Source organism: Roseateles sp. GW821-FHT02E12, assembly GCF_059421665.1.
Window position 1 is genome coordinate 87,446 of sequence record NZ_JBWKVK010000001.1, and the last position, 24,272, is coordinate 111,717.

At 69.2% G+C, this 24,272-nt stretch carries 17 protein-coding genes; 12 read left to right on the forward strand and 5 right to left on the reverse strand.

Going from position 1 to position 24,272, the window contains the following annotated elements; translation table 11 throughout:
* Position 1: 1 nt before the first annotated feature.
* Complete coding sequence (locus tag AC07V5_RS00465) at positions 2-1,039, reverse strand: branched-chain amino acid ABC transporter permease (protein ID WP_495113505.1); 1,038 nt, start codon at positions 1,037-1,039, stop codon at positions 2-4.
* Between the two features lie 99 nt (positions 1,040-1,138).
* On the reverse strand, positions 1,139-2,830 hold the full coding sequence (locus AC07V5_RS00470; protein ID WP_495113506.1) for an ABC transporter ATP-binding protein/permease: 1,692 nt from the start codon (positions 2,828-2,830) through the stop codon (positions 1,139-1,141).
* A 185-nt stretch (positions 2,831-3,015) separates the two neighbouring features.
* On the opposite strand from AC07V5_RS00470, the gene AC07V5_RS00475 reads away from it, so the two are divergent.
* Positions 3,016-4,983, forward strand: a complete 1,968-nt coding sequence (locus tag AC07V5_RS00475) for an AsmA family protein (protein WP_495113507.1) — start codon at positions 3,016-3,018, stop codon at positions 4,981-4,983.
* A gap of 49 nt (positions 4,984-5,032) precedes the next feature.
* Entirely contained in the window at positions 5,033-5,194 is a 162-nt protein-coding gene (locus AC07V5_RS00480) for a DUF1328 domain-containing protein (protein WP_495113508.1), read from the forward strand.
* A 193-nt stretch (positions 5,195-5,387) separates the two neighbouring features.
* Here AC07V5_RS00480 and AC07V5_RS00485 read toward each other — a convergent pair whose 3' ends face one another.
* Positions 5,388-5,861 (reverse strand): hypothetical protein, encoded by a 474-nt coding sequence (locus AC07V5_RS00485; protein ID WP_495113509.1) that lies wholly within the window; start codon positions 5,859-5,861, stop codon positions 5,388-5,390.
* A gap of 156 nt (positions 5,862-6,017) precedes the next feature.
* Here AC07V5_RS00485 and AC07V5_RS00490 point away from each other — a divergent pair, with 156 nt between their 5' ends.
* A complete protein-coding gene (locus AC07V5_RS00490) occupies positions 6,018-7,256 on the forward strand; it encodes an MFS transporter (RefSeq protein ID WP_495113510.1) in 1,239 nt (412 codons plus the stop codon).
* Here AC07V5_RS00490 and AC07V5_RS00495 read toward each other — a convergent pair.
* Both AC07V5_RS00495 and AC07V5_RS00500 read right to left on the reverse strand, forming a co-directional pair.
* A complete protein-coding gene (locus AC07V5_RS00495) occupies positions 7,237-8,610 on the reverse strand; it encodes an ATP-binding protein (protein ID WP_495113511.1) in 1,374 nt (457 codons plus the stop codon). The two genes, AC07V5_RS00490 and AC07V5_RS00495, sit on opposite strands and share 20 nt — an antisense overlap.
* Positions 8,594-9,259 (reverse strand): response regulator transcription factor, encoded by a 666-nt coding sequence (locus AC07V5_RS00500; protein ID WP_495113512.1) that lies wholly within the window; start codon positions 9,257-9,259, stop codon positions 8,594-8,596. Before AC07V5_RS00500 ends, AC07V5_RS00495 begins: the two co-directional genes overlap by 17 nt.
* A gap of 291 nt (positions 9,260-9,550) precedes the next feature.
* On the opposite strand from AC07V5_RS00500, the gene AC07V5_RS00505 reads away from it, so the two are divergent.
* The 9 genes from AC07V5_RS00505 to AC07V5_RS00545 all read left to right on the forward strand — a co-directional run bounded on the left by AC07V5_RS00505 (position 9,551) and on the right by AC07V5_RS00545 (position 24,260).
* Complete coding sequence (locus tag AC07V5_RS00505) at positions 9,551-12,385, forward strand: TonB-dependent receptor (RefSeq protein ID WP_495113513.1); 2,835 nt, start codon at positions 9,551-9,553, stop codon at positions 12,383-12,385.
* A gap of 69 nt (positions 12,386-12,454) precedes the next feature.
* Complete coding sequence (locus tag AC07V5_RS00510; RefSeq protein ID WP_495113514.1) at positions 12,455-13,828, forward strand: alpha-amylase family glycosyl hydrolase; 1,374 nt, start codon at positions 12,455-12,457, stop codon at positions 13,826-13,828.
* A 7-nt stretch (positions 13,829-13,835) separates the two neighbouring features.
* Positions 13,836-15,353 carry a tryptophan halogenase family protein gene (locus AC07V5_RS00515; protein WP_495113515.1) on the forward strand — a complete coding sequence of 506 codons (1,518 nt, stop codon included), beginning with the start codon at positions 13,836-13,838 and terminating at the stop codon, positions 15,351-15,353.
* Complete coding sequence (locus AC07V5_RS00520; protein WP_495113516.1) at positions 15,347-17,389, forward strand: glycoside hydrolase family 97 protein; 2,043 nt, start codon at positions 15,347-15,349, stop codon at positions 17,387-17,389. Before AC07V5_RS00515 ends, AC07V5_RS00520 begins: the two co-directional genes overlap by 7 nt.
* A gap of 4 nt (positions 17,390-17,393) precedes the next feature.
* Positions 17,394-18,593 (forward strand): sugar MFS transporter, encoded by a 1,200-nt coding sequence (locus AC07V5_RS00525; RefSeq protein ID WP_495113517.1) that lies wholly within the window; start codon positions 17,394-17,396, stop codon positions 18,591-18,593.
* Positions 18,593-19,636: a MurR/RpiR family transcriptional regulator gene (locus AC07V5_RS00530; protein WP_495113518.1), complete on the forward strand. Its 1,044-nt coding sequence runs from the start codon at positions 18,593-18,595 to the stop codon at positions 19,634-19,636. The genes AC07V5_RS00525 and AC07V5_RS00530 overlap by 1 nt, the downstream gene beginning before the upstream one ends.
* A 199-nt stretch (positions 19,637-19,835) precedes the next feature.
* Positions 19,836-21,698 (forward strand): TOL_0244 family TonB-dependent receptor, encoded by a 1,863-nt coding sequence (locus tag AC07V5_RS00535; protein ID WP_495113519.1) that lies wholly within the window; start codon positions 19,836-19,838, stop codon positions 21,696-21,698.
* The gene (locus AC07V5_RS00540) at positions 21,698-22,258 is read left to right on the forward strand and encodes a TOL_0243 family YfiR-like periplasmic protein (protein ID WP_495113520.1); all 561 of its coding nucleotides are present in this window, start codon (positions 21,698-21,700) and stop codon (positions 22,256-22,258) included. Before AC07V5_RS00535 ends, AC07V5_RS00540 begins: the two co-directional genes overlap by 1 nt.
* A 55-nt stretch (positions 22,259-22,313) precedes the next feature.
* Entirely contained in the window at positions 22,314-24,260 is a 1,947-nt protein-coding gene (locus tag AC07V5_RS00545) for a sensor histidine kinase, YfiR-like protein-associated (RefSeq protein WP_495113521.1), read from the forward strand.
* Positions 24,261-24,272: the final 12 nt, after the last annotated feature.

Genomic DNA, 24,272 nt, shown 5'->3' on the forward strand with positions numbered 1-24,272 from the left:
TTCAATGCTCCTCGTGGTGCGGGTCCACGAAGGACCGCCAGAGGAGGATGGGCAGGATCACCGTGAACACGATGACTTCCTTGAAGGCGCTGGCCCAGAAGGAGCCGAAGCTCTCGATGAGCCCGACACCAATGGCGCCCGCCAACGCCATCGGGAAGCTGGCCAGGCCGGCAAACACCGCGGCGACAAAACCTTTGAGGCCGATCAGGAAGCCGGTGTCGTAATAGATCGTCGTCGACGGCGAGATCAGCAGCCCCGACAGCGCACCGATGAAGGCGGCCATCGTGAAGCTCAAGCTCCCGGCCGCGTCGCCAGAGATGCCCATCAGCCGCGCACCGGTGCGGTTGACCGACGTGGCGCGCAACGCCTTGCCCATCAGCGTGCGCTCGAAGAAGACGAACATCGCCAGCAGCAGCACGATGGACGCGCCGAAGATGATGAGCGTCTGCCCGGTGAAGCTCAGCGGCCCGACATCGAAGCGCGCCTCCCAGAACGCCGGCGTGCGGTAGCCCTCGGCACCGAAGAACACCAGGCCGATGCCGGTCAGCGCGAAGTGCACGCCCACCGAGACGATGAGCAGCGTCAGCACGCTGGCGCCGGAGAGGGCGCGGTAGGCCAGGCGGTAGAGCAGCGGGCCCATGGCGGTGACGATGGCCAGGGTCAGGAATACCTGCACAACCAGGGAATGCGACGTCTGCACGAACATGGGCATCGCGATGGCCATCGCCGCCGGAAAGCTGAGCGTCCCCAGCAGGCTCAAGAAAATGCGTGACGGCCGCCAGCGCTCGCGCAGCGCCTGGACCACGTCCAGCACCGCGACGGCAACAGCCAGCATCAGCAGCAGCCACACCGTACCCGGCACCTTGCCCATCTGCAGCGACGCCAGCGTCAGTGCGCCGAAGGCGACGAACTCGCCCTGGGGGATGAAGATGACCCGGGTGACCGAGAACACCAGCACAAGCGCGAGGGCAACGAGGGCGTAGATGGCTCCGTTGGTCAGGCCGTCGAGGCCGAGGATGGCGGCAATCGTGAGGTCCATGGCGGTGCGTGGTGAGGGCGCACCATGGTATCGGTGGTTTGCCGACCGAGCGGTCGGTAATTCACCCAGTGGTCACGCCGGCCAGTCTCGCTCGCTCACTCAGTCCCCTGGCTTCTCGGTGCCTTCGGCCGGTGTCTTGGTCAGCGTCCAGCGGCCGCCGCCGGTCAGCTTCAGCACGCGGCGGTGAAAGCCCGCCACCGCGGCACGGTGGGCGATGCTGATCAGCGTCGTGCCACGTTCGCGCAGCCGCTCGTACAGGCGTTTCTGGTTGGCATCGTCCAGCGCGCTGGTGGCTTCGTCCAGGATGGCGAGGCGCGGCGCATGCACCAGCAGCCGCGCAAAGGCCAGGCGCTGCTGCTCGCCACCGCTGAGCAGCTTCTCCCAGTCGTGGCTGCGGTCCAGCCCGCCCTCGCCTTCGGCCAGGTGGCGCAGCTGCACCTCGTCCAGCACCTTCATCAGCGCGTCGTCGTCCAGCTCGGTCTGGGTGCTGGGGTAAATGAGCTGGCTGCGCAGCGTGCCCACCTGCAGATAGGGCCGCTGCGGCAGGAAGAAGACATCCTCCCGCGGCGGGTGCAACACCTGGCCGCTGCCCTGTGTCCACAGCCCCGCGATGGCGCGCAGCAGCGAGCTCTTGCCGCAGCCGCTGGCACCGGTGATGAGCAGCGAGCCGCCTTCCGGCACGCTCAAGCTCAGCTTCTCGACCAGCACGCGGTCACTGCCCGGCGCATTCACGGTGAGATTCTTGATGCTGAGGTCGCGGCCTTCCTGGCGGTCGATGCCGGCCTCGGGCGGCGCGGCGTCCAGCACCTCGGTCATCACGTGCAGGCGGTCGATGCCGGCGACGAAGCGGGAGAGGCTCTCGAAGTTGTCGATGATGAGCGACACCGCGCCCAGCACCGCCGCGAAGGCGCCGCCGGCCTGCACGGCCTGGCCCACCTCCAGCCGGCCGCCCAGCACGTCGGCCGCGAGCACGACGGCCGGCACCAGCAGGCTCAGCTGGCTGAAGCCGCGCTGGAAGAGGTTGAGCCCGAACTGCGCGCGGATCAGCTTGCTCGTGTTCAGCAGCGTGGCGCGCAGGCGCTGCTGCAGTTGGTGGCGCTCCTGCTCTTCGCCGCCGTAGAAGGCGATGGACTCGGCGTTCTCGCGCACCCGCATCAGCCGGAAGCGGAAGTCCGCCTCGCGCTTGAGCTGCCAGTGGTTGAGCCGGATCAGCGGCCGCCCGAACAGGCCCAGCGACAACAGCGTGCCGGCCAGCGCATAGGCGACGAGAAAGCCCACCAGCATGTGCGACAGGCTCCACAGCACGGCGCTGAAGGCCACCAGCTGCATCAGCGAGCCCAGCAGGATCAGCAGGAAGTGCAGCGAGCGGCTGGTGAAGGTGTTGACGTCTTCGGCGATGCGCTGGTCGGGGTTGTCGATCTCGTCAGCGGCGAGGTGGAAATAGCGCCGCTCGCGCAGATAGCCGTCCAAGAAGCGCTGCGTCAGCCACTTGCGCCAGTCGTTGGCGTAGGCGTCGCGGGCGTAGTAGTAGATGGCGAAGATCGGCACCGCGAAGGCCATGATCCACAGCATGGCGTGCACGGCCGCCCAGAAGCGCGGCTCGTCGCGCGCGGCCAGGGCCGACGTCAGCTCGCCGGTCTGGTTGTTCAGCAGCACGGCGAACTGGGTCTCGGCCAGCATCAGCACGATGAGGCCGGCCAGGAAGCACCAGGCCCACACCCGCCGGTCGCCCATCCAGTAAGGCCTGGCCACGGTCAGGAAGCGTTTCAGCGCAGAGGCGGGAGCGGCCATGAGAGGAGGTGTGAGTTGTGTAAGCAAGGCTAGCGAGCCGGGCGGCCGGCTCCTGTCGGACGGCATGCCGCGGCGGGCGAAGCAAAGGCGCCCTCATTCGCGCGGAGTGCGCACAGGCCGAGTCCTACACGCGTGGGCGCGCTCCTCCCACGCGGCCAACGCCTGGCGGCCACCAGCATCGGCTCATGAAACTCGCCGTCAAAGCCACCGGCGCCGCTGTGCTGGCCGTCATTGCCGCCGCGGCGGGCATGGAGTGGGCCGGCTGGCCCGGCCTCGCGCCCTGGCTGGCCGCCCGCGCCGAACGTGGGCTGGATATCGACAGCGGCTCGCGCGTGCATCTGCTGTGGAAGCCCCGCCTCGAAGCGACGCAGCTGCGCGTGACCGGCCACGGCGGCGAACCGCTGGCCGATGCACAAGGCGTGCTGCTGAACTGGCAGTGGGGCGACATCTGGGCCTGGCGCCAGGGCGCACCGCTGCGCCTGCGCCTGGTGCAGGCCGACACGCTGCAGCTGAACTGGCAGCGCGACGCCGCCGGCCGCACCGCCTGGCCCGTGCAGCCCGGCGGCAAGAGCCAGGAGCCGGCCGAACTGCCGCAGATCGACCACCTCGTCATCCGCCAGGGCGCCGCCCAGCTGGACGACGTGCCGCTGCTGCTGAAAGGCGATGCCCGGTTCGCCACCCAGGCCGACGGCCGCTGGACGGCCGATCTCAAGGGCCTGCTGCGCGGCCAGCAACTGGCGCTGAAAGCCGAGGCCGGCGCCGGCCTCGCCCTGCTCGCGCCCGCCGAGGCCGGCCTGCCGCCGGTGCAACTGCGCGCAGAGCTGACACAGCGCGACGGCCATCTGAGCTTTGCCGGCACGGCCGCCTCGCTGCTGGACGCCCGCGCGCTGGACGGCCAGCTGCAGGTGCGCAGCAACTCGCTGGCCGACGTGGGCCGGCCCTTCGGCGTCACGCTGCCCAACACGCCGCCGGTGGACCTGAGCGGGCGGCTGCAGCATGCCTCGGGCGTCTGGCAGTTCACCGGCGCGAAGGCACGCGTGGGCAAGAGCCAGCTGGGCGGCGACTTCGCCTTCGACACGCGGGGTGCCCGCAAGCAGCTCAGCGGCCTGCTGCGCGGCGGCCCGCTGCGCCTGGCCGACCTGGGCCCGGCCGTCGGCGCGGATGCCCCGCCCAGCCGCGCGGGCCGCGTGCTGCCTGACCGGCAGTTGGACATCCCCTCGCTGAAGGTGATGGACGCCCGCGTCGCCATCGCGCTGAGCCAGCTCGATCTCGGTACCGCCAACCTCGCGCCGCTGGCGCCGGTCAATGCCAGCCTCGTGCTGGAAGACGGCGTGCTGAGCCTGAGCAACATCAACGCCGGCATCGCGGGTGGCGAGCTGTCGGGCTCGGCCCAACTGGACACGCGCAACAGCCCACCGCTGTGGACGGTTGGCCTGGACGTGCGCAACATGGCCATCGAGCAGTGGCTGAAGTTCCAGTCCAAGAGCCTGGCCGAAGACCCGGTGACGGGCCGGCTGCGCGCCGACATCGACGTGCAGGGCCGCGGCCGCAGCACCGCCGAGCTGCTGGGCAGCCTGAGCGGTCCGGTGCGCCTGCAGATCGAAAAGGGCAGCATCTCCCATCTGCTGACCGAAGCGGTCGGGCTGGACCTGGCCCAGGGGCTGGCCGTGTGGCTGCGTGGCGACCGCAAGCTGGCGATGAACTGCGCGCAGCTGGACGGCAGCTTCAAGGCCGGCGTGCTGCGGCCGCGCTCGGCCGTCGTCGACAACCGCGACAGCCGCATCGACATCGACGGCCGCATCAACCTGGCCGACGAGACGCTGGACCTGCGCCTCGTGGCCCGCCCCAAGGACTTCTCGCTGCTGACGCTGCGCTCGCCACTGCGCGTGCAGGGCACGCTGGCCGACCCGCGCGTTGCCTTGGAAGGCCGTGCGCTGGGCGGCAAGGCCCTGGCCGCCATCGCGCTGGGTGCGCTGGCCCCGCCGGCCGCACTGCTGGCCTTCGTCGACCCCGGCGAAGACCTGCCGCCCGTCAGCTGCGACGGCACGGCGGCGGCGCCCCGCACGGAACCGGCGGCCAGGCCCGCGGCGTCGGCGGCCTCCTACCCGGCAGCGCGGCCGGGGCCGGCACACCGGACAAAGGCCGCGCCCTAGATTAACGATGCCAACAGCCTCATTTCCAAGCCTCTCAAGGAGACCTCTCATGCTGCGTTACGCCATCATCTTTTTCGTCATCGCCCTCGTGGCCGCCCTGTTCGGATTTGGTGGCATCGCCGCCAGCGCCGCGGGCATCGCCCAGCTGCTGTTCTACGGCTTCATCATCCTGGCCATCGTCAGCCTGGTGGTCGGCCTGATCCGCAGATAGAGGCGGCAACCGCTCAGCAAAACGGCCCTGATGACTCAGGGCCTTTTTTGGTGTTTGGTGTTTGGCATTTGGGCCGAGCGCCGGGCCGCCCCAAGCCGGCCCGCATGGCGATGTTCTTGACGGTCGAGCCGTCAAGAATCGCCGTCCCCTCGGGAGACCGGCCAAGGTATTCCTTGGCCGAGAGGCTTCAACCTCACCGGCTCCGGTGAGGTTGGTCTTGAACCGCGTCGAGAAACTCGCGCAGCGTTCCGACGCAAGGCCCTTGCGGGCAGAGGAAGAGGCCCTCGGCCTCGGCAGGCACATCGGTCGCAAAACCCAGCGTACCGAGCGAATTCATCGCGTCGCCACACAGGGCCACCGTGCGGCCACAACGCCAGGCCATCTTCAGCAGGGCCTGCAGCCGGGCGCAGCCTGTCGGCGCGGCCCAGGAGTCGGAGTTCAGCACGATGAGCCCGTCGGCCCAGTCCGCCTCAACGGGCGGTTCACCGAAGTCGTCATCCAGCCGCCAGTTCACGCGGTGCACGCGCCGGTCCATCGCGAGCACGGCCAGGTCGTCCTCCGAACTCTCCATGACCTCGGCCGTGCCGACGACACAGATCAGGACATTGGCCTGTTGCGGCCTCTCTTTTGCCGCCATTTCGGATGGGCAGTCCGTGGTCATGTTCATGGTGCGAACTCCGCAGAAAGCGATGCTGCAACTCTGGCGCCATGCGGGCTTGCGCGCCGTGAGCCTGCGGCGCAACGGCTCGTAGGACGGTGCCGCCAGCGCCCCGATACCCCCTGCTGCCACATCTGAGCGCACCCTGACGCACACTCCCCGCCCATGCCCGACGCCCAACCCCTCGCCCAACCTCTCGCCTCGCCGGCCACCTTCACGCCCTACCAGCGCTTCGCGACCGGGCTGCTGACGCTGCTGCAGTTCGCGGTGATCCTGGACTTCATGATCATGTCGCCGCTGGGCGCCATGATCATGCCGGCGATGTCGATGACGGCCCAGCAGTTCGGCCTCGTCGTGTCGGCCTATGCCTTCAGCGCTGGCGCCGCCGGCCTGCTGACGGCCGGCTTCGCCGACCGCTTCGACCGCAAGAAGCTGCTGCTGTTCTTCTACAGCGGCTTCCTGCTCGGCACGCTGTGGTGCGGCCTGGCCACGAGCTTCGAATCGCTGCTGCTGGCGCGCATCGTGACGGGCCTGTTCGGCGGCGTCATCGGCTCCATCGTCATGGCCATCGCGGCCGACCTCTTCGAGCCGGCGCTGCGTGGCCGTGTGATGGGCCTGCTGCAAGGCGGCTTCGCGGCCAGCCAGGTGCTCGGCATGCCGTTTGGCCTGTTGCTCGCCACGCGGTGGAACTGGCACGTGCCCTTTCTGGCGCTGGCCGGCTTCGGGGCCGTGGGCGGCCTGCTGATCGCCTGGCGCATGAAGCCCGTCAACGCCCACCTCGCGCTGAAGAACGACCGCAGCGCCTTCGCCCACCTGCTGCACACCGTGGCGCAGCGCCGGCACTTGCACGCCTTCGCCATCACGGCGCTGCTGACGACGGGTGGCTTCATGATCATGCCGTTCGCCAGCGCCTTCTCGGTGCACAACGTCGGCATCGACCTGGAGCACCTGCCCATCGTCTACCTCGTCACCGGCATCAGCACGATGTTCGTCGCGCCGCTGGTGGGGCGACTGGCCGACCGCCTCGGCCCGCTGCCGGTGTTCTACGCCGGCAGCGCCATCACCGTCGCGATGGTGGTGATCTACACGCGGCTGGGGCCGTCATCGCTGACGACGCTGATCGTCATCAACGTCGTCATGTTTGCCGGCATCTTCTCGCGCATGGTGCCCTGGCAGGTCATCGTCGCCGGCATCCCGGCGCCCGAGCAGCGTGGTGCCTTCACGGCCATCAACGCGGCCCTGCAGCAGCTCGCCGGCGGCCTCGCGGCGCTGGTGTCCGGTCACATCGTGACGATTGCCGCCGACGGCAGGCTGGAGCATTTCCCCTGGGTGGGCAACGTGCTGATCGGCACGACGCTGATCGTCTGCGTGCTGATCTGGAAGATCAAACGAACGCGACCGTGACCAGCAGGCCGCGCCCATCCGGCCCGGCATCCAGCCGGATGCTGGCGCCGTTGCGCGCGGCGGCCCGCTCGGCAATGGCCAGGCCCAGGCCGCTGCCGCCCTGGGCCTGACCGGGGATGCGGTAGAAGCGCTCGAAGACGTGCTGACGCAGGCCTTCCGCGATGCCGGGGCCCTGGTCGCTGAAGCTCAATGAACAACCGCCGTCGGCGCCCGGCTTCAGCAGCACGACGATGCGGCCGTGCTCGGGCGAGTACTTGATCGCGTTGCTGATGAGGTTGTCCACCAGCGCCCAGACCGTCTCCTGGTGCAGCGGGCGGTCGCAGCCGCCCTCGGCGTGGAAGTCGATCTCGATGCCACGCTGCACCGCCAGGGGTGCAGCGGCGGCCAGGCGGTCGCGCACCAGCGTTTCCAGGGACAGCAGTGGCAGGGGCGCGTCGTCGCCGGCGTCGGAGCGCGCCCGCTCCAGCGACAGCAGCTGCTGCACCAGGTGGTTGGCGCGGGCCACGCCGTCGCGCAGCCGGGCGCTGGCTTCGGCATGGCGGTTGGTGTCGTCGCCCCGCGTCTGCAGCAGATGGGCGTTGATCTGGATGGCGGCCAGCGGCGTCTTCAACTCGTGGGCGGCGTCGGACAGGAACTCGTGCTCGTGCTCGATGCGCCGCCGCAGCCTTGCCATCAGGTGGTTGATGGACGCGACCAGGGGCGACAGCTCACGGTAGGTGGACACGGGCAGCGGCGTCAGGTCCTGGTCGGAGCGGTTCTCGATGACCGCCGCGATGGAACGCAGCGGCTTCAGGCCGATGCCGACGATGAGCCAGGCCGGCAGCAGCAGCAGCGGCAGGCTGAAGATGGTGGAGCGCAGCAGGAAGCTGACGCCCGAGAAGCTCTGCATCCAGCGGTCGTCCACCTCGTGGCTGCGTTCCACGACCAGGCCGGTGGGCTCGTCCTTCTCCACGGCCCGCACCCAGGCGTTGGCATCGCGCGCCGCGGGGCTGTCGGGCAGCGGCAGCGCATCGGGAAGTTCGGGCAGGGAGTTGTAGAGCAGCGCGCCACGCTGCCAGACGCGCACCCGCACGCGCGAGTGGTAGTCGAGCTGGCGGAACATGTCGGCGCGCACGACCTCCAGCGTCCGCGCGGTCTGGCGGATGCGCTCGGGCCGGTCGGCGATGTCGGACAGGTGCAGCAGCAGCTCGCGCGTGTGCGCCGCGTTCTCGCTGGCCGTGCGTGAGGCCTGCGTGGCCTTGGCCTCCCACGCCACGTACAGAAAACCACCCAGCGCAACGAACAGGATGACGGCGCTGAAGCCCAGCATCAGACGCCGGAACAGCGACGAAGACTGGTCAGGCGACGCGGTCACGCTGCATCATGTAGCCCACCCCGCGCACGGTGCGGATGTGGCCGTCACCGATCTTCTTGCGCAGGTTGGAGATGTGGACATCCAGCGTCGCGCCGTCACTGAAGGGCAGCACGCGGCGCTCCAGCTCGGCGCGTGTCAACACGCGGTCGCTCTGCTTCATCAGCGTCAGCAGCAGCGCGTATTCGGTCTTGGACAGCGTGATGGCCGAGCCGTCCAGCGTCACGCGCATGCGCTTCTCTTCCAGCGCCAGGTTGCCGAAGTTCCACAACGCCTCGGCCTCGCCATGGGCGCCGCTGCGGCGCAGGATGGCACGCAGGCGCACCAGCAGCTCGGGGATCTCGAAGGGCTTGATGAGGTAGTCGTCGGCACCGTTGTCGAAACCCTTGAGGCGGTCCTGCAGGCCGTCGCGCGCTGTGATGATGAGGACGGGCACGGTCACGCCGGCGGCGCGCAGGTGCCTGAGCAACTCGTTGCCGTCGCCATCGGGCAGGCCGAGGTCGAGCAGCACCGCGTCGAAGTCCTCGGCCTGGAGCCGCTCGACAGCATCGTTTGCCATGCGCACCCAGACGACCTCATGGCCCTCGTCCTTGAACACCGTCAGCAGAGCCTGGCCAATGTTCAGATCGTCTTCAATCAGATAGATCTTCACGCGGATAAGTCTAGCGGCGCATGCCCTGACTGTGGCTTGGGCGAAACGCGCAGGCGGCCGCATCAACTGGCCAGAAAGCCGATGGATAAAGGCCAAACGCCGAATCTTCAGGATTTCTTCAGCGCTGTTCGAAAGTTGTCTATAGGGAAGCTTCAGCGGCTCACGCTCCGGATTGCGCGACATCCTCGCGGCCGGGAGCATGGCGACCGTTCGCTGGACACATCGGACTCGCGATCCGGTCGCCGTCAGCAGAACCGGACCCGACCACTACAACATTCGAGAGGCAAACCCATGGCTCATCTGCCAGCTGCACGAGCGCCGCGCCAGCCGCGAGCGCGCAGGTTCCACCCCACACTTCCCGTCGCACAGGCCTGCGCCCTGCTGCTGCTCGGCGCCCCAGCCGTGCAGGCCCAGCAGGCCACGCCGCAGACGCTGGACACGGTCGTCGTCACCGGCATCCGCAAGAGCGTCGAGGACTCCATCGCCACCAAGCGCAACAACTCCTCCATCGTCGAGGCCATCTCCGCCGAGGACATCGGCAAGCTGCCCGACGTGACGGTGGCCGAATCGCTCGGCCGCATCAGCGGCATCGCGGTGCAGCGCAGCAAGGTCAACGGCAAGGCCGCCGGCGTCAGCGTGCGAGGCATGGCGCCCGCCTTCGGCGGCTCGCTGTTCAACGGCCGAGAGCTGGCTTCCACCAGCGATGCCCGCAGCCCCGAGTTCGACCTCTTCCCCGCCGAGTTGCTGAGCAGCATCCTGATCTACAAGACGCCTGACGCCGGCCTGGTGGGCCAGGGCCTGTCGGCGACGGTCGACCTGCGCACCATCCGCCCGCTGGACTACGGCAAGCGCACCCTCGCGGCCAACGTGCGCAAGGAGCGCATCGGCGTCGACTCCGGCGTCGAGGTGGGTTCGGGCCACCGCACCAGCCTGGTCTACGTCGACCAGTTCGCCAATCGCACCCTCGGCGTGGCCGTGGCCCTCAGCCGCGCGCGTGAGGACAACGGCGGCGAGCAGCGCTTCGACAGCTGGGGCGGTTGGGCACCGCAGATCGACGTCAACGGCCAGCAGGTCGCCGTGCCCGGCGGCTTCAAGTACGAAACCCAGCGCCGCCAGAGCACCCGTGACGGTGCCACGCTGACGCTGCAATACAAGCCCAACAGCGAGTTCAAGACGACGGCCGACGTCTTCTACGGTGCCGGCACCGAGAAGACCAAGCAGACCGGCCTGGAGGGCGCGATCGCCTACGGCGCCGGCATCTACGACCCCAACGGCGCGCTCAGCAACGCCACCATCAGCAACGGCGTGGCCACCAGCGGCACGCTGAGCAACTACAAGGGCGTGGTGCGCAACCACATGTTCTCGAACAAGGACCGGTTGCTGTCCCTGGGCGTGAACAGCGAGCTGCGCACCGGCGACTGGCGCTGGGAGGCCGACCTGTCGCGCTCCCACGGCGTGAAGAACATCAGCAACTTCGAGACGACCGCTGGCCAGCCGGGCAACACGCCGGCCGCCCAGCTCGCCACCATCAGCTGGACGGGCTTCAACGGCAGCAACTTCGCCGACGTGAAGTACAAGACCAGCGGCAACTTCGCCGACCGCAACTTCGCGCTGTTGACCGACGTGGACGGCTGGGGCGGTGGCCCCGCCACGCCGCAGGCCGGCTATGCGGCCCTGCCCACCATCGACGACAAGCTGACCAGCCTGCGCCTGACGGCCCATCACGACCTCGAATGGGGCCCCATCGTCGGCGGCAAGTTCGGCATCAACCTGAGCAAGCGCGACAAGTCCCGCCTGGGCGATGAAGGCCGCCTGTCCATCCTGAACGGTGCTGACGGCTACGCGGGCGCCAAGATCCCCGGCAGCGACACGGCGATCGCCGGCTCCTCGGGCATCGAAGTCGCGTCCTGGGACCCGACGGGCTCGCTGGGCAGCATCTACGCGATCAACCGCTGGGTGGACGCGACCGTGCTGTCACGCAACTGGACGGTGGGCGAGAAGGTTGCCACGGCCTACGCGCAGGCCGACCTGAGCGGCGACCTCGGCGGCATCCCCTACACCGGCAACATCGGCCTGCAGCTGGTGCACACCGACCAGAACGCCACCGGCAACCAGGTGGACCTGGCCAAGTGCACGGGCATCACCGTCGACACCTGCCCGTACGTCTTGCGCACCGACGGCACCAGCTACAACCATCTGCTGCCGTCGCTGAACCTGACCTTCGACCTCGGCAACCAGCAACTGCTGCGCCTGGGTGCCGGCAAGCAGGTGGCGCGCGCCAACCTCGACAACATGAAGGCCAGCCTGGACTTCGGCGTGCAGAACGCCACCGCCGTGTCGCCGGCGCTGACGGGCTTCTCCGGCAACCCCAAGCTCAAGCCCTACGCGGCCAAGGCGCTGGACGTGTCCTACGAGAAGTACTTCGACAAGTACGGCTACATCAGCCTGGCGGGCTTCTTCAAGAAGCTGGACAACTACGTCATCAACGCGCCGCGCGAGTTCGACTTCAAGCCCTACACCAGCGCCAACACGCCGCTGCCGGACAAGGGCCCCTACAAGGGCTCGACCATCGGCTTCCTGACCCAGCCGGTCAACGGCCAGGGCGGCAACATGCATGGCTTCGAACTGGCCATCAACCTGCCGGGCCGCATGGCCTCGGACTGGCTGGACGGCTTCGGCGCGCAGGTCAACCACTCGTACACGGCAAGCTCCATCCGGCTGCCGACGAGCGGCTTCGTGTCGCCGCAGAACGGCCCGGTGTTCAAGGACTCGGTCAGCGAGATCGGCCTGCCCGGCCTGTCCAAGAACGTGACGACGCTGCGCCTGTACTACGAGAAGCACGGCTTCCAGCTCGCCTGGGCCGCGCACAAGCGCTCGGACTTCATCGGCCAGATCCTGGACTACCGCAGCGACTCGCAGTTCACCTTCATCAAGGGCGAGACCATCGTCGACACGCAGCTGGGCTATGAGTTCCAGGACGGCTGGCTGAAGGGCCTGTCCGTGCTGCTGCAGGGGCACAACATGACCAACACGCCCTTCCAGGAGTACACGACGGACCGCAACATCATCACCAACAAGGTGGTGTACGGGAAGACGTATCGACTGGGTCTGAATTACCGGTACTGAAACCGGCTCCGTTGCCGCGCCCGCCGATCACGGTCGGGCGCGGCCTTCTTCGCTCAGATCCGCCTCATCGTGACCTCCTCACTTCGCGCGCTCGCGCACCTCCTGCTTGCGCTGGCCTGCGCTCCCGCCGCCGCCGCACCGCTCGCCGCCTACCAACCCAAGCCCTATGTGCACGTTCAGCACCCGGCCTGGGCGCGCAACGCAACGCTCTACCAGATCAACACGCGCCAGTTCACGCCCGAGGGCAGCTTCCGCGCTGCCGAGGCCCAGCTGCCGCGGCTGAAGAACCTCGGCGTGGACATCCTGTGGCTGATGCCCATCCACCCCATCGGCGAGAAGAACCGCAAGGGCAGCCTCGGCAGCCCCTATGCCGTCAGCGACTACCTCGCCGTGAGCCCCGAGCTCGGCACGCTGGCCGACTTCAAGCACTTCGTCGCCACAGCGCACGGCCTTGGCCTCAAGGTCATCCTCGACTGGGTCGGCAACCACACCGCCTGGGACAACGTGCTCGTCAAGAGCCACCCCGACTGGTACGCCCGCGATGAGCAGGGCCGCTTCACCCCCACGCCCTGGTACGACTGGGACGACATCATCGATCTCGATTACGACAAGCCCGCGCTGCGCCGCTACATGACGCAGGCGTTGACGTACTGGGTGCGCGACGTGGGCGTGGACGGCTACCGCGTGGACGCCGCCGGCCTGTCGCCGCTGGACTTCTGGGAACAGGCGGCCAAGGAGCTGCGCGCCATCAAGCCCGTCTTCCTGCTGGCCGAATGGGAAAGCCGCGACCTGCATGCCAAGGCCTTCGACGCGACCTATGCCTGGACGTGGTGGGACGCGATGAAGCTCATCGCCGAGGGCCGCGCCGACGCAACCTCGCTCTACCCCTACTACGCGTGGAACCGCAAGTTCTTCCCGCGCGAGGCCTACCGCCTGCTCTACACCACCAACCACGACAAGAACGCCTGGGAGGGCACCGAGCACGAGATCTTCGGCGGCGCGGTGGACGCGGTGACGGTGCTGAGCTTCATCAGCGAAGGCCTGCCCTTGATCTACAACGGCCAGGAGGCCGGCAACAGGAAGCGCCTGGCCTTCTTCGAGCGTGACCCCATCGCCTGGAAGGACGCGCCCGAGGCCGACCTCTTCCGCCGCCTCATCGCGCTGAAGAAGCGCAACACGGCGCTGTGGAATGGCGCGGACGGCGCCGTCATGGAGCCCGTTGCCAACAGCGCGCCCAAGCAGGTCTTCAGCTTTGTGCGCGGCAACGGCAAAGACAAGGTCGTCGCGGTGTTCAACCTCTCGGCCAAGCCTGTTGACGTGGCGCTGAAAGGCCCGCGCCATGCCGGCCGCTATCTCGACTTCAACGGCGGCGCCGAGGTCAAGCTCGACGACGGCGCCACGCTCAGCCTGCCCGCCTGGGGCTGGCGCGTCCTGGTTCAGTGAGGTGTCCATGCAGCAGAACCTGAACACCGTCGTCATCGTCGGCGGCGGCACCGCCGGCTGGATGGCGGCCGCCGCGCTCGCCAAGGTCACGAACGGCCGCGTGACGATCAAGCTCGTCGAGTCCGAGGAGATCGGCACCGTGGGCGTGGGCGAGTCCACCATCCCGATGATCCGGCAGTTCAACCAGTTGCTCGGCATCGACGAGAACGAGTTCGTGCGCGAGACAAAGGCCACGTTCAAGCTCGGCATCGAGCTGTGCGACTGGGGCTCGATCGGCGACCGCTACCTGCACGCCTTCGGCCAGATCGGCCATCGCTCCAGCATCCTGCCCTTCCACCACTACTGGCTGCGCATTCAGCAGGCCGGCCGGGCGCCGGACCTGTGGGCCTACTCCATCAACGGCGCCGCCGCGCGCGGCCACCGCTTCATGCGCGCGGACGCCAGCCTCGGCCACTCGCCGCTGGCCGAGATCGTCCACGCCTTCCACATCGACGCCGGCCTCTACGCGCGCTACCTGCGCCGCTACGCCGAGAAGCTGGGTGTGCAGCGCACCGAGGGCCGCGTGCTGGACGCGCAGCTGCACGAGAACGGCCATGTGCGCAGCGTGCGCCTGGCCAGCGGCGCCGCGATCGAGGGCGACCTCTTCATCGACTGCTCGGGCTTCCGTGGCCTGCTCATCGAGCAGACGCTGAAGACCGGCTACGAGCACTGGAACCACTGGCTGCCCTGCGACCGCGCCGTCGTCGTGCCCAGCGCGTTGGCCAAGGAGCTGCCGCCCTTCACGCGCGCCACCGCGCGGCCGGCCGGCTGGCAATGGCGCATCGGCCTGCAGCACCGCACCGGTAACGGCCACGTCTATGCCAGCCAGGCCATGAGCGACGACGAAGCCGCGGCTTTGCTGATGCGCAACCTCGATGGCGAAGCGCTGGCCGAGCCCCGCGTGCTGCGCTTCGAGAGCGGGCGCCGGCGCAAGGTCTGGAACCGCAACGTCGTCGCCATCGGCCTGTCCAGCGGCTTCATGGAACCGCTGGAGTCCACCTCCATCCACCTCGTGCAGTCCGCCATCGCGCGGCTGATCCAGTTCTTCCCCGACCACGGCTTCAACCCGGCCGACATCGCCGAGTTCAACCGCCAGAGCGACTTCGAGACCGAGCGCATCCGCGACTTCCTGATCCTGCATTACCACGCCACCACGCGCAGCGACAGCGCCTTCTGGGACCACGTCCGCACGATGGACGTGCCGCAGACGCTGCAGGACAAGCTGGCCCTCTGGCGCGCCAGCGGCCGCATCGTGCGCCACGGTGACGAGCTGTTCTCCGAGGTGGGCTGGCTGCAGGTGCTGCACGGCCAAGGCATCAAGCCGCAAGGGCATCACCCGCTGGCCGAGGCGCTGTCGGAGGCCGAGATCAGCGACTATCTCGGCGACACCCAGGCCGTCATCCAGCGTTGCGTCGCAAAGATGCCCAGCCATGCGGACTTCATTCAGGCCCACTGCGCCGCCGCCAAGGATCTTGAGACATGTTGACCCGTCGACTCTTCGCGCTCCTCTCGTTCGTTCTCTGCACCACCGCCCACGCCGACGAAACGCTGGCCACGGTCACCTCGCCCAACAAGCAGCTCGTCGTCACGCTGCAGCTGACCGGCGAAGGTCGCCTGGCCTACCGCGTGGACCGCGCGGGCAAGCCGCTCGTCAACGCCTCGCGCCTGGGGCTGTTGCTGACCAACGCCCACCAGTTGGACGGCGGCTTCAAGCTCGTCGGCCAGCGGACAACCGACCACGACGACACCTGGGAGCAGCCCTGGGGCGAGAGCCGCCGCGTGCGCAACCACTACCGCGAGCTGATGGTGGAGCTGTCGCAGCCCGGCCAGGGCGGCCGCGGCATGGGCCTGCGGTTTCGCGTCTTCGACGATGGCTTCGGCTTTCGCTACGAACTGCCGCAGCAGGCCCAGCTGCCCATCGCCCGCATCAGCGACGAGCTGACCGAGTTCGACATCGCCGAGCCGGCCATGGCCTGGTGGATCCCGGCCGGCGAAGCGCTGGTGCTGGAGTACGTCACGCAGCGCACGCCGCTGGCCGAGGTGGGTCTGGCCAACACGCCGCTGACGATGCGCACCAAGAGCGGCGTGCACCTGGCGCTGCATGAGGCGGCACTGGTGGACTACGCCTCCATGTGGGTGCGCAAGGTCAGCGGCCAGAAGCTGCGCGCGCAACTGGCGCCGAGTGCCAGCGGCGCCAGCGTCTTCAAGCAAGGCGCCTTCGCCACGCCGTGGCGCACGCTGCGCGTAGCCGACTCCGCCGCCGGGCTCTACGAGTCCAACCTGGAACTCAACCTCAACGAGCCCAACAAGCTGGGCGACGTGAGCTGGGTGCAGCCCGGCAAGTTCGCCGGCGTGTGGTGGGAAATGCACCTGGACAAGTCCAGCTGGTCCGGCGGCGCCAAGCACGGCGCCACGACGGCCAACACGAAGCGGCACATCGACTTCGCGGCGGCCCATGGCTTTCGCGGCGTGCTCGTCGAAGGCTGGAACCTCGGCTGGGATGGCAACTGGGTCGGCAGCCAATCGGCGATGGATCACACGAAGGCCATGCCCGATTTCGACCTCGAAGCCGTGGCCGCCTACGCCAAGGCCAAAGGCGTGCGCATCGTGGGCCACCACGAGACCGGCGGCAACATCGCCCGCTACGAGACGCAGATGGACGCCGCCTACGCGCTCTACGCCAAGCACGGCGTGGACGTCATCAAGTCCGGCTACGTGACCGACATCGGCACCGCGCAGTTCGCCAACGCGAACGGCAACGGCACCCACTTCGGCTTCACCGAATCACAGGAAGGCGTGCGCCACTACCTGAAGGCCGTGCAGGAGGCCGCGAAGCACAGAATAGCCATCGACACCCATGAGCCGGTGAAGGACACGGGCCTGCGCCGCACCTACCCGAACTGGGTCTCGCGCGAAGGCGCGCGGGGCCAGGAGTTCAACGCCTGGGGCGACCCCATCAACCCGGTGGACCACGAGGTGAACCTCGTCTTCACGCGCATGCTCAGCGGCCCGATGGACTACACGCCTGGCGTGCTGAGCCTGAACGGCGCCGGTGACCGCAAGCTCAACTCCACGCAGGCCAAGCAACTGGCGTTGTACGTGGCGCTGTACTCGCCCGTCGTCATGGTGCCGGACCTCATCGAGCACTACGAGCGCTGGCCCAAGGCCTTCCAGTTCATCAAGGACGTGCCGACCGACTGGGAGATCACCAAAGTCATCCATGGCGAGCTCGGCGAGGTGGCGACGATTGCCCGCAAGGACCGCCGCAGCGAGGACTGGTACGTGGGTGCCATCACCAACGGCGACGGCCGCCGCCTGACGCTGCCGCTGACCTTCCTGGACGCCGGCCGCCGCTACCGCGCCGAGATCTACCGCGACGGCGACAACGCCGACTACCGCGATGACAAGCGCCGCTTCGACCTCGTCACCGAGCAGGTCACCGTGCAGTCCACCGACACCCTCCCCCTGCGCCTCGCTCCCGGTGGCGGCCAGGCGATCCGCTTCACCCCCTTGCCGAAGTAAACCGATGTCTGTCCCCTCCTCCGCTCTGCCGGTGTCTGCGCCGGCCGACAGCCGCGCACCGCTCGCCATCGTCACGCTGCTCTTCTTCATGTGGGGCCTGCTGACGGCGCTCAACGACGTGCTGATCCCGCACCTGAAGGCGCTCTACACGCTGAGCTACCTGCAGGCCATGCTGGTGCAGTTCTGCTTCTTCGGCGCCTACTTCCTTGTCTCGCTGCCGGCCGGCCGGCTCATCCAGCGGCTGGGCTACCAACGCGGCGCCGTCTTCGGCCTCGTGGTCGCCGCCGCCGGCTGCCTGCTGTTCCTGCCCGCGGTCAGCGCCGGCTACGCCCTCTTCCTGTTCGCCTTCTTCGTGCTGGCCGCCGGCATCACGGTGTTGCAGGTGGCGGCCAACCCCTACGTGGCTGCGCTGGGCGACCCGCGCACGGCGTCCAGCCGGCTCACGCTGACGCAGGCCTTCAACTCGCTGGGCACGGCCGTGGCGCCCGCCTTGGGCGTGCTGATCCTGCCCGAGGGTGCCAGCGGCAGCGTGCAAGGCCCCTACCTTGCTCTCGCCCTGGCGCTGCTGGCGCTGGCCGGCTTCTTCGCGCTGGCGCGCCTGCCACGCATCGCCGACGAGGCCACGCCCGCCGCCGGGTCGGCGCTGGCCGTGGCACGCGCCCACCCGCACCTGCTGTGGGGTGTCGTCGCGATCTTTCTGTACGTCGGTGCCGAGGTCAGCATCGGCAGCCTGCTCATCAACTTCATGCAGGAGGCCGGCGGCCTCACCGCCGCACAAGCCGCGCCCTACCTCAGCCTGTACTGGGGCGGCGCGATGGTGGGCCGCTTCGTCGGCGTAGCGCTGATGCGCGTCATGGCACCCGGCCGACTGCTGGCCGTGCACGCGGCGCTGGCGGTGCTGCTGATCGGCGTCGGCGTGGCCACCCAGGGCCCCATCGCGATGTGGGCGCTGCTGGCCGTCGGCCTGTGCAACTCCATCATGTTCCCCACCATCTTCAGCATGGCCGTGCATCGACTGGCCGGGCAGACGGCGCAGGGCTCGGGCCTGCTGTGCATGGCCATCGTCGGCGGCGCGCTGCTGCCGCTGCTGCAAGGCCACGCGGCCGACGTCATCGGCCTGCAGGCGTCGTTTGGCGCGCCCGCGCTCTGCTATGCCGGCATCGCCGCCTACGGCTGGCTCAACACGCGTCTCTTCGACCGTTGATGGACGACCCCCAGCCCTGGCCGCGACTGCTTGCCTGCTGGCAAGACGGCTGGCTGCGCACGGTGCTGCTGCATGCCGACGGGCGCCGCGCCCATGCGCACGACGAGCCCATCCACGACGGGGCTCAACTGGCGCCTGCACTGGCCGACGTGCTCGCCTCGTTGCACCGCCCCGTGCACCATGCCGTGCTGATGACCGACACCGAAATGGCGGCCGATGCGCTGAGCAAGCGCCTGGGCCTGGCCACGCTGTGCACGGTGCCGTGGGCTCGTGCGCTTCGCCTAGCGCCGGAAGACCCCTCCGGCTGGACGGGCGCCGCCCGCGCGCTGGACCTGGCCCTGCACACGCCCCCCGCCACGGGGGCCGTGTGCGCACAGATCCGCGCCGCCTACGCCCGGCTGACGCGCTGCGAGCGCAGCGTGGCCGATGTCGTGCTCGCCAACCCCCGGGCCGCGCTGGAAACGGCCACGGCGCGCCTGGCCGAGGCCGCCCAGGTCAGCCAGCCCCAGGTCATCCGCTTCTGCCGAGCGCTGGGCTACGACGGCGTGAAAAGCCTCAAGCGCGCGCTGGCCGAGAGTCTGGCCAGCGGCGGTAGCGAGGCACCCGTCGGCCACCCGCTGCTGGCGCGCAGCACCCAGGCGCTGCGCGGCCTGGACCGCGCGACCCTCGCACTCGCCGCCAAAACGCTGGCCAGCGCCCAGCAGGTCGATGTGCTGGCCGACGCGACCCACGCGCCGCTGCGCGACATGGCCTTGCAGGCGCTGTGGCGCGCCGGCATCGCCGCGCGGCCCCTGCTGCCGGGCGACTTGGTGCCGGCCAGGCCCGCCGTCTACCTGGCCCTGGGTACGGCGGCGGGACCACGGCCCGGGACGCCAGGCGTGTGGATCACCGAAAGCGCCCACGCCACTGCGGCAGTGCAGTTGGTCACCGGCCCCGAGGCCGAGTTGGCGCCCACCCTGCTCGCCACGCTCGCCCTGCACCTGCTGCTGGCCGACGTGGCGGCCGCCATGCGCTCCAGGCCACGCGCCACCTGCCGCGCCTGAGCGCCGCATGACGCTCGTGGGTCGCCAGCCGACCCGCCAATCGTGACGCACTGGGCACTTCGCCACCCGGCGTTGCGTTGCCGCCACTCGATCGCTGCGTTATCGTGCGCCAACCAGGTCGCCGGTGGGAGGGTGCATGGGAATCTCACCGAGCAAGGCCTGCCGCGTTGCGGCCGCCACGCTATGGGTAGGCCCCGCCATGGCGCAGCCCCCCCTCGTCGACCTCAGCCTGGAAGACCTGGGCAACGTCACCATCACCTCCACCGCCAAGCGCGAGCAGCGCCTGGGCGATGCGGCAGCCTCCCTCTTCGTCATCACGGCCGACGACATCCGCCGCTCCGGCGTCACCCGCCTGCCCGAGGCGCTGCGCCTGGCGCCCAACCTGCACGTGGCCGAGGTGTACTCCGGCGCCTACGCGATCACCGCGCGCGGCTTCAACGCCAACTCCGCCAACAAGCTGCTCGTGCTCATCGACGGGCGGTCGGTCTACACGCCGCTGTTCGCCGGCGTGTTCTGGGATGTGCAGGACGTGGCGCTGGAAGACGTCGAGCGCATCGAGGTCAGCAGCGGCCCGGGCAGCACGCTGTGGGGCGTCAACGCCGTCAACGGCGTCATCAACATCATCACGCGCAGCGCGGCAGGCACGCGCGGCACGCTGGCCTCCGTTGCCGCCGGCAACCAGGAGCGCGCGGCCATGCTGCGCCACGGCTGGTCGCTGGGCAACGACGGCGACATGCGGCTGTACGTCAAGCACACCACCCAGGACCGCACCGAAACGGCGGCGGGCACGCGCGTCGAGGACGCGGGCCACATGTTCAGGGGTGGCTTTCGCGCCGACTGGGGCCGCAGCAACGACCGCGTCACGCTGCAGGGCAATGCCTACCGCGGCAACCACGGCCAACCGCTGCCGGGCAGCATCAACATCACGGGCGTGAACTTCGCGCTGGACACCATCGTGGTGTCCGGTGCCAATCTGCTGGCGCGCTGGGAGCGACCGGTCGGCAACGGTGAGCTCAGCGTGCAGGGTTATCTGGACCGCACCGTGCGCGCCAACCCGCCCACCTTCAACGAGACGCTGGAGATTGCCGATTTCGAGGTCCAGTACACGCTGCGGCCCACGCCGGCCCACACCGTGGTGCTGGGCGCCAACCACCGCCGCTCGCAGGAGCGGGTCGGCCACGACGCGCCGGAGTTCGCCTTCCTGCCCGAGCGCCTGAACCAGGCCTGGACCAGCCTGTATGCCCAGGACGAGATCGCGCTGACCGAAGCCCTGCGCCTGACGCTGGGCGCACGCATCGAACGCAACGACTACACGGGCAACGAGCTGCTGCCCAACCTGCGCCTGGCCTGGAAGCCCTCGCCCGGCCAGCTCTGGTGGGCCTCGGCCGCACGCACGGTGCGCGCACCCACGCGCCTGGACCGCGACGCCTACATCCCCGCCCAACCGCCCTTCATCCTCAACGGCGGGCCGGCCTTCCGTTCGGAAACGGCGAACGTGCTGGAGCTGGGTTACCGGGGCCAGCCGTTGCCGGCGCTGACGCTGTCGGCCACCGCCTTTCATGGCGACTACAACCATCTGCACACGCAGGAGCTGGCGCCCAGCGGCACGTCGGTCTATTTCGGCAACGGCATGAAAGGCCGCGTCAGCGGCCTGGAGGCCTGGGCCAGCCTGCAGGCCGCCACCTGGCTGCGCCTGCATGGCGGGGTCACGCTGCTGAAGCCGCGCCTGCAGCTCAAGCCGGGCAGCATCGACACCGCCGACTCCGTGACCGCCGCCGAGGGCGCGATGCCGCGCCAGGTGTGGCGGCTGCGTGCGGCCTTCAACCTGCCGGGCGATACCGAGCTGGATGTCATGCTGCGCCATGCCGGCGCCCTGAGTGCGCCCGATGTGCCGGCCTACACGGCCGTGGACCTGCGCCTTGGCAGACGCATCGGCTCCGATGTCGAGCTCGCGCTGGTGGCCCAGAACCTGTTCGGCAGCCACGGCGAGTTCACCTCGGTCCAGACCCGCACCGAGTTCAGCCGCAACCTCAGGCTCCAGGTGCGCATGCGCTTCTTCTGATGACGGCCGCCCCCCTCACCCGCCGGACGCTGCTGATCGCGGCGCTGGCCGTCACGGGTTCGGTGGGGGTGGTGCACGCCGGCGAGGACGACAGCCTCGTCGAATACCAGGTCAAGGCCGCCTTCGTCTGCAAGTTCGGCAACTACATCGACTGGCCATCGCAGACGCTGGGCGCCGTGGGCGAGCCGTTTCGCATCGGCGTGCTGGCCAGCGAGGCCGTCGTCGAGGAATTCCGCCGCACGGCCACGGCCAGCTCGGTGGCCGGCCGGCCCGTCGAGGTGCGCCGGCTGGTGCGCGGCGAGGTGCCCGAGGGCGTTCACGCCCTCTTCGTGTCGCGCGGCATGGCCTCGCATGCCCCCGGCCTGCTCACGGCCATGCAGGGTCGCCCGGTGCTGACGGTCACCGAGCTGGACCCCAGCGTCGCGACGGGCATGATCAATTTCGTCATCGTGGACGACAAGGTGCGTTTTGACATCCTGTTGCCACCTGCGATGCAAAGTGGCCTCAAGATCAGTGCGCGCCTGCTCGGCGTCGCGCGCCGTGTGGAGGGAAGGTTATGAGCCCCGCCCGGCCGTCGACCAAGCAAGCGCGCCGCGCGAAGGGCGCCGACTAAGCATGTTCAGGCTCTCACTCCAACGAAGGCTGCTCGGCGTCACGATGCTGACGTCCCTCGTCGCCTTGCTGATCGCGCTAGGCGCGATGGTGGTTTATGACCTGAAGGCCTATCACGAAGGGTGGGTGGCCGATCTCCAGGCCCAGGCTGACCTGCTGGGCCATTCGACGGCGCCGGCGCTGGAGTTCGATGACGTCAAGGTCGCGAGCGAAAACCTCGCGCTGCTGCGCCTGCAGCCGCGCGTGCGGGCCGCGGCCATCTACGGCCCGGAGGGCGAGCGCTTCGCGTCGTACGCGGCGGCGGGCGTCGACGCCGCGCTGCCGGCCCGTGCCGAGGCGCGCGGCGTGCACCGCGTCGACCGCGACATCGCTGTTGCCCTGCCCATCGTGCAGGACGGGCGCACCATCGGCAGCGTCTACCTGCGCGCCGAGTACGCGCTGTACGACCGCGTCCTGACCTATCTCGGCATCGCCGCCGTCGTGGCGCTGGCCGCGCTGGGCGTCGCCTTCTTGCTGTCCATGCGGCTGCAGCGCGCCGTCGTGCAGCCCATCCTCGCCATCAGCGACGTGGCCCGCGACGTCATGCAGCGCCAGGACTATTCGCAGCGTGCGACCAAGATGACCGACGACGAGGTCGGCGTGCTGGCCGACTCCTTCAACGGCATGCTGGGCGAGATCGAGAGGCATGCGCAGGAGGTCATGCGGCTCAACGAGCAGCTGGAAGCCCGCGTGCGCGAGCGCACGATCCAGCTCGAAACCTCGAACGAGGACTTGCGGCTGGCCACCGCCGTGGCGGAGAAGGCCAACCGCGCGAAGTCGGAGTTCCTGTCCAGCATGAGCCACGAGCTGCGCACGCCGCTGAACGCCATCATCGGCTTCGGCCAGCTGCTGGGCACCAACATCGCCGAGGCCAGGCCCGAACGGCGGCAGGAGTTCGTGGACCACATCGTCGGCGCGGGCAAGCACCTGCTGACGCTGATCAACGAGATCCTCAACCTCGCGCGCATCGAGAGCGGCCACGTCGAGTTGTCGGTCGAGCCGGTGCCGCTGGACGACGTGTTGGCCGAGTGCCGCAAGATGATCGACCCCATGGCCAGCCAGCGCGGCATCGCGACGCAGTTCGCCAGCAGCAGCGGCTGCGTCGCGCTGGCCGACCGCATGAGGCTCAAGCAGGTGGTGCTCAACCTCGTCAGCAACGCCATCAAGTACAACCGCCCCGGTGGCTCCGTGCGCGTGGACTGCGACAGCCTCGGTACCCAGCAGGTGCGCATCTCGGTGAAGGACACCGGCGCCGGCCTCAAGCCCGAACAGATCGATGCACTGTTCCAGCCTTTCAACCGGCTGGGCCAGGAGGGCGGCCCCGAGCAGGGCACCGGCATCGGCCTGGTCGTGACCCAGCGCCTCGTCGAACTGATGGGTGGGCAGATCGGCGTGCACAGCGTGCCCGGCGAAGGCAGCGTGTTCTGGGTGGACCTGCGGGCCAGCGAACTGCCCGTCATGCCGCACGCCGAGACCGACTGGGGCGACCTGGCCAGCCTGGTGGCTGAGCCGCGCACCGGCGAGGCGCCGGCCACCGTGCTCTATGTGGAAGACAACCCCGCCAGCCGCCAGCTCGTCGAGGAGTTGCTCGCCGCGCGCGGCGACATCCGCCTGCTGACGGCGCATGACGGCCAGCTGGGCGTCGAGATGGCGCGCCAGCATCGGCCTGACGTCATCCTGATGGACAACAACATGCCGCGCATGACCGGCCGCGAGGCCCAGGCCATCCTGAAGCTAGACCCGCGCACGGCGCATATCCCCATCATTGCGCTGACCGCCAACGCCATGCCCGACGCCGCGCTGGCCAGCCTGGCCGCGGGCTACTTCCGTTACCTGACCAAACCGCTGGAGCCCCGGCGGCTGCTGGAGGCGCTGGAAAGCGCGCTGGCCGCGACGCGGGCGCGGCGTTGAGCCGGCCGACGT

What these genes read in the sequence shown, in the direction of transcription:
- AC07V5_RS00465 (WP_495113505.1), bottom strand. Translation starts at nt 1,039, where the DNA reads ATGGACCTCACGATTGCCGCCATCCTCGGCCTCGACGGCCTGACCAAC.
- AC07V5_RS00470 (WP_495113506.1), bottom strand. Translation starts at nt 2,830, where the DNA reads ATGGCCGCTCCCGCCTCTGCGCTGAAACGCTTCCTGACCGTGGCCAGG.
- AC07V5_RS00475 (WP_495113507.1), top strand. Translation starts at nt 3,016, where the DNA reads ATGAAACTCGCCGTCAAAGCCACCGGCGCCGCTGTGCTGGCCGTCATT.
- AC07V5_RS00480 (WP_495113508.1), top strand. Translation starts at nt 5,033, where the DNA reads ATGCTGCGTTACGCCATCATCTTTTTCGTCATCGCCCTCGTGGCCGCC.
- AC07V5_RS00485 (WP_495113509.1), bottom strand. Translation starts at nt 5,861, where the DNA reads ATGAACATGACCACGGACTGCCCATCCGAAATGGCGGCAAAAGAGAGG.
- AC07V5_RS00490 (WP_495113510.1), top strand. Translation starts at nt 6,018, where the DNA reads ATGCCCGACGCCCAACCCCTCGCCCAACCTCTCGCCTCGCCGGCCACC.
- AC07V5_RS00505 (WP_495113513.1), top strand. Translation starts at nt 9,551, where the DNA reads ATGGCTCATCTGCCAGCTGCACGAGCGCCGCGCCAGCCGCGAGCGCGC.
- AC07V5_RS00515 (WP_495113515.1), top strand. Translation starts at nt 13,836, where the DNA reads ATGCAGCAGAACCTGAACACCGTCGTCATCGTCGGCGGCGGCACCGCC.
- AC07V5_RS00520 (WP_495113516.1), top strand. Translation starts at nt 15,347, where the DNA reads ATGTTGACCCGTCGACTCTTCGCGCTCCTCTCGTTCGTTCTCTGCACC.
- AC07V5_RS00525 (WP_495113517.1), top strand. Translation starts at nt 17,394, where the DNA reads ATGTCTGTCCCCTCCTCCGCTCTGCCGGTGTCTGCGCCGGCCGACAGC.
- AC07V5_RS00530 (WP_495113518.1), top strand. Translation starts at nt 18,593, where the DNA reads ATGGACGACCCCCAGCCCTGGCCGCGACTGCTTGCCTGCTGGCAAGAC.
- AC07V5_RS00535 (WP_495113519.1), top strand. Translation starts at nt 19,836, where the DNA reads ATGGCGCAGCCCCCCCTCGTCGACCTCAGCCTGGAAGACCTGGGCAAC.
- AC07V5_RS00540 (WP_495113520.1), top strand. Translation starts at nt 21,698, where the DNA reads ATGACGGCCGCCCCCCTCACCCGCCGGACGCTGCTGATCGCGGCGCTG.
- AC07V5_RS00545 (WP_495113521.1), top strand. Translation starts at nt 22,314, where the DNA reads ATGTTCAGGCTCTCACTCCAACGAAGGCTGCTCGGCGTCACGATGCTG.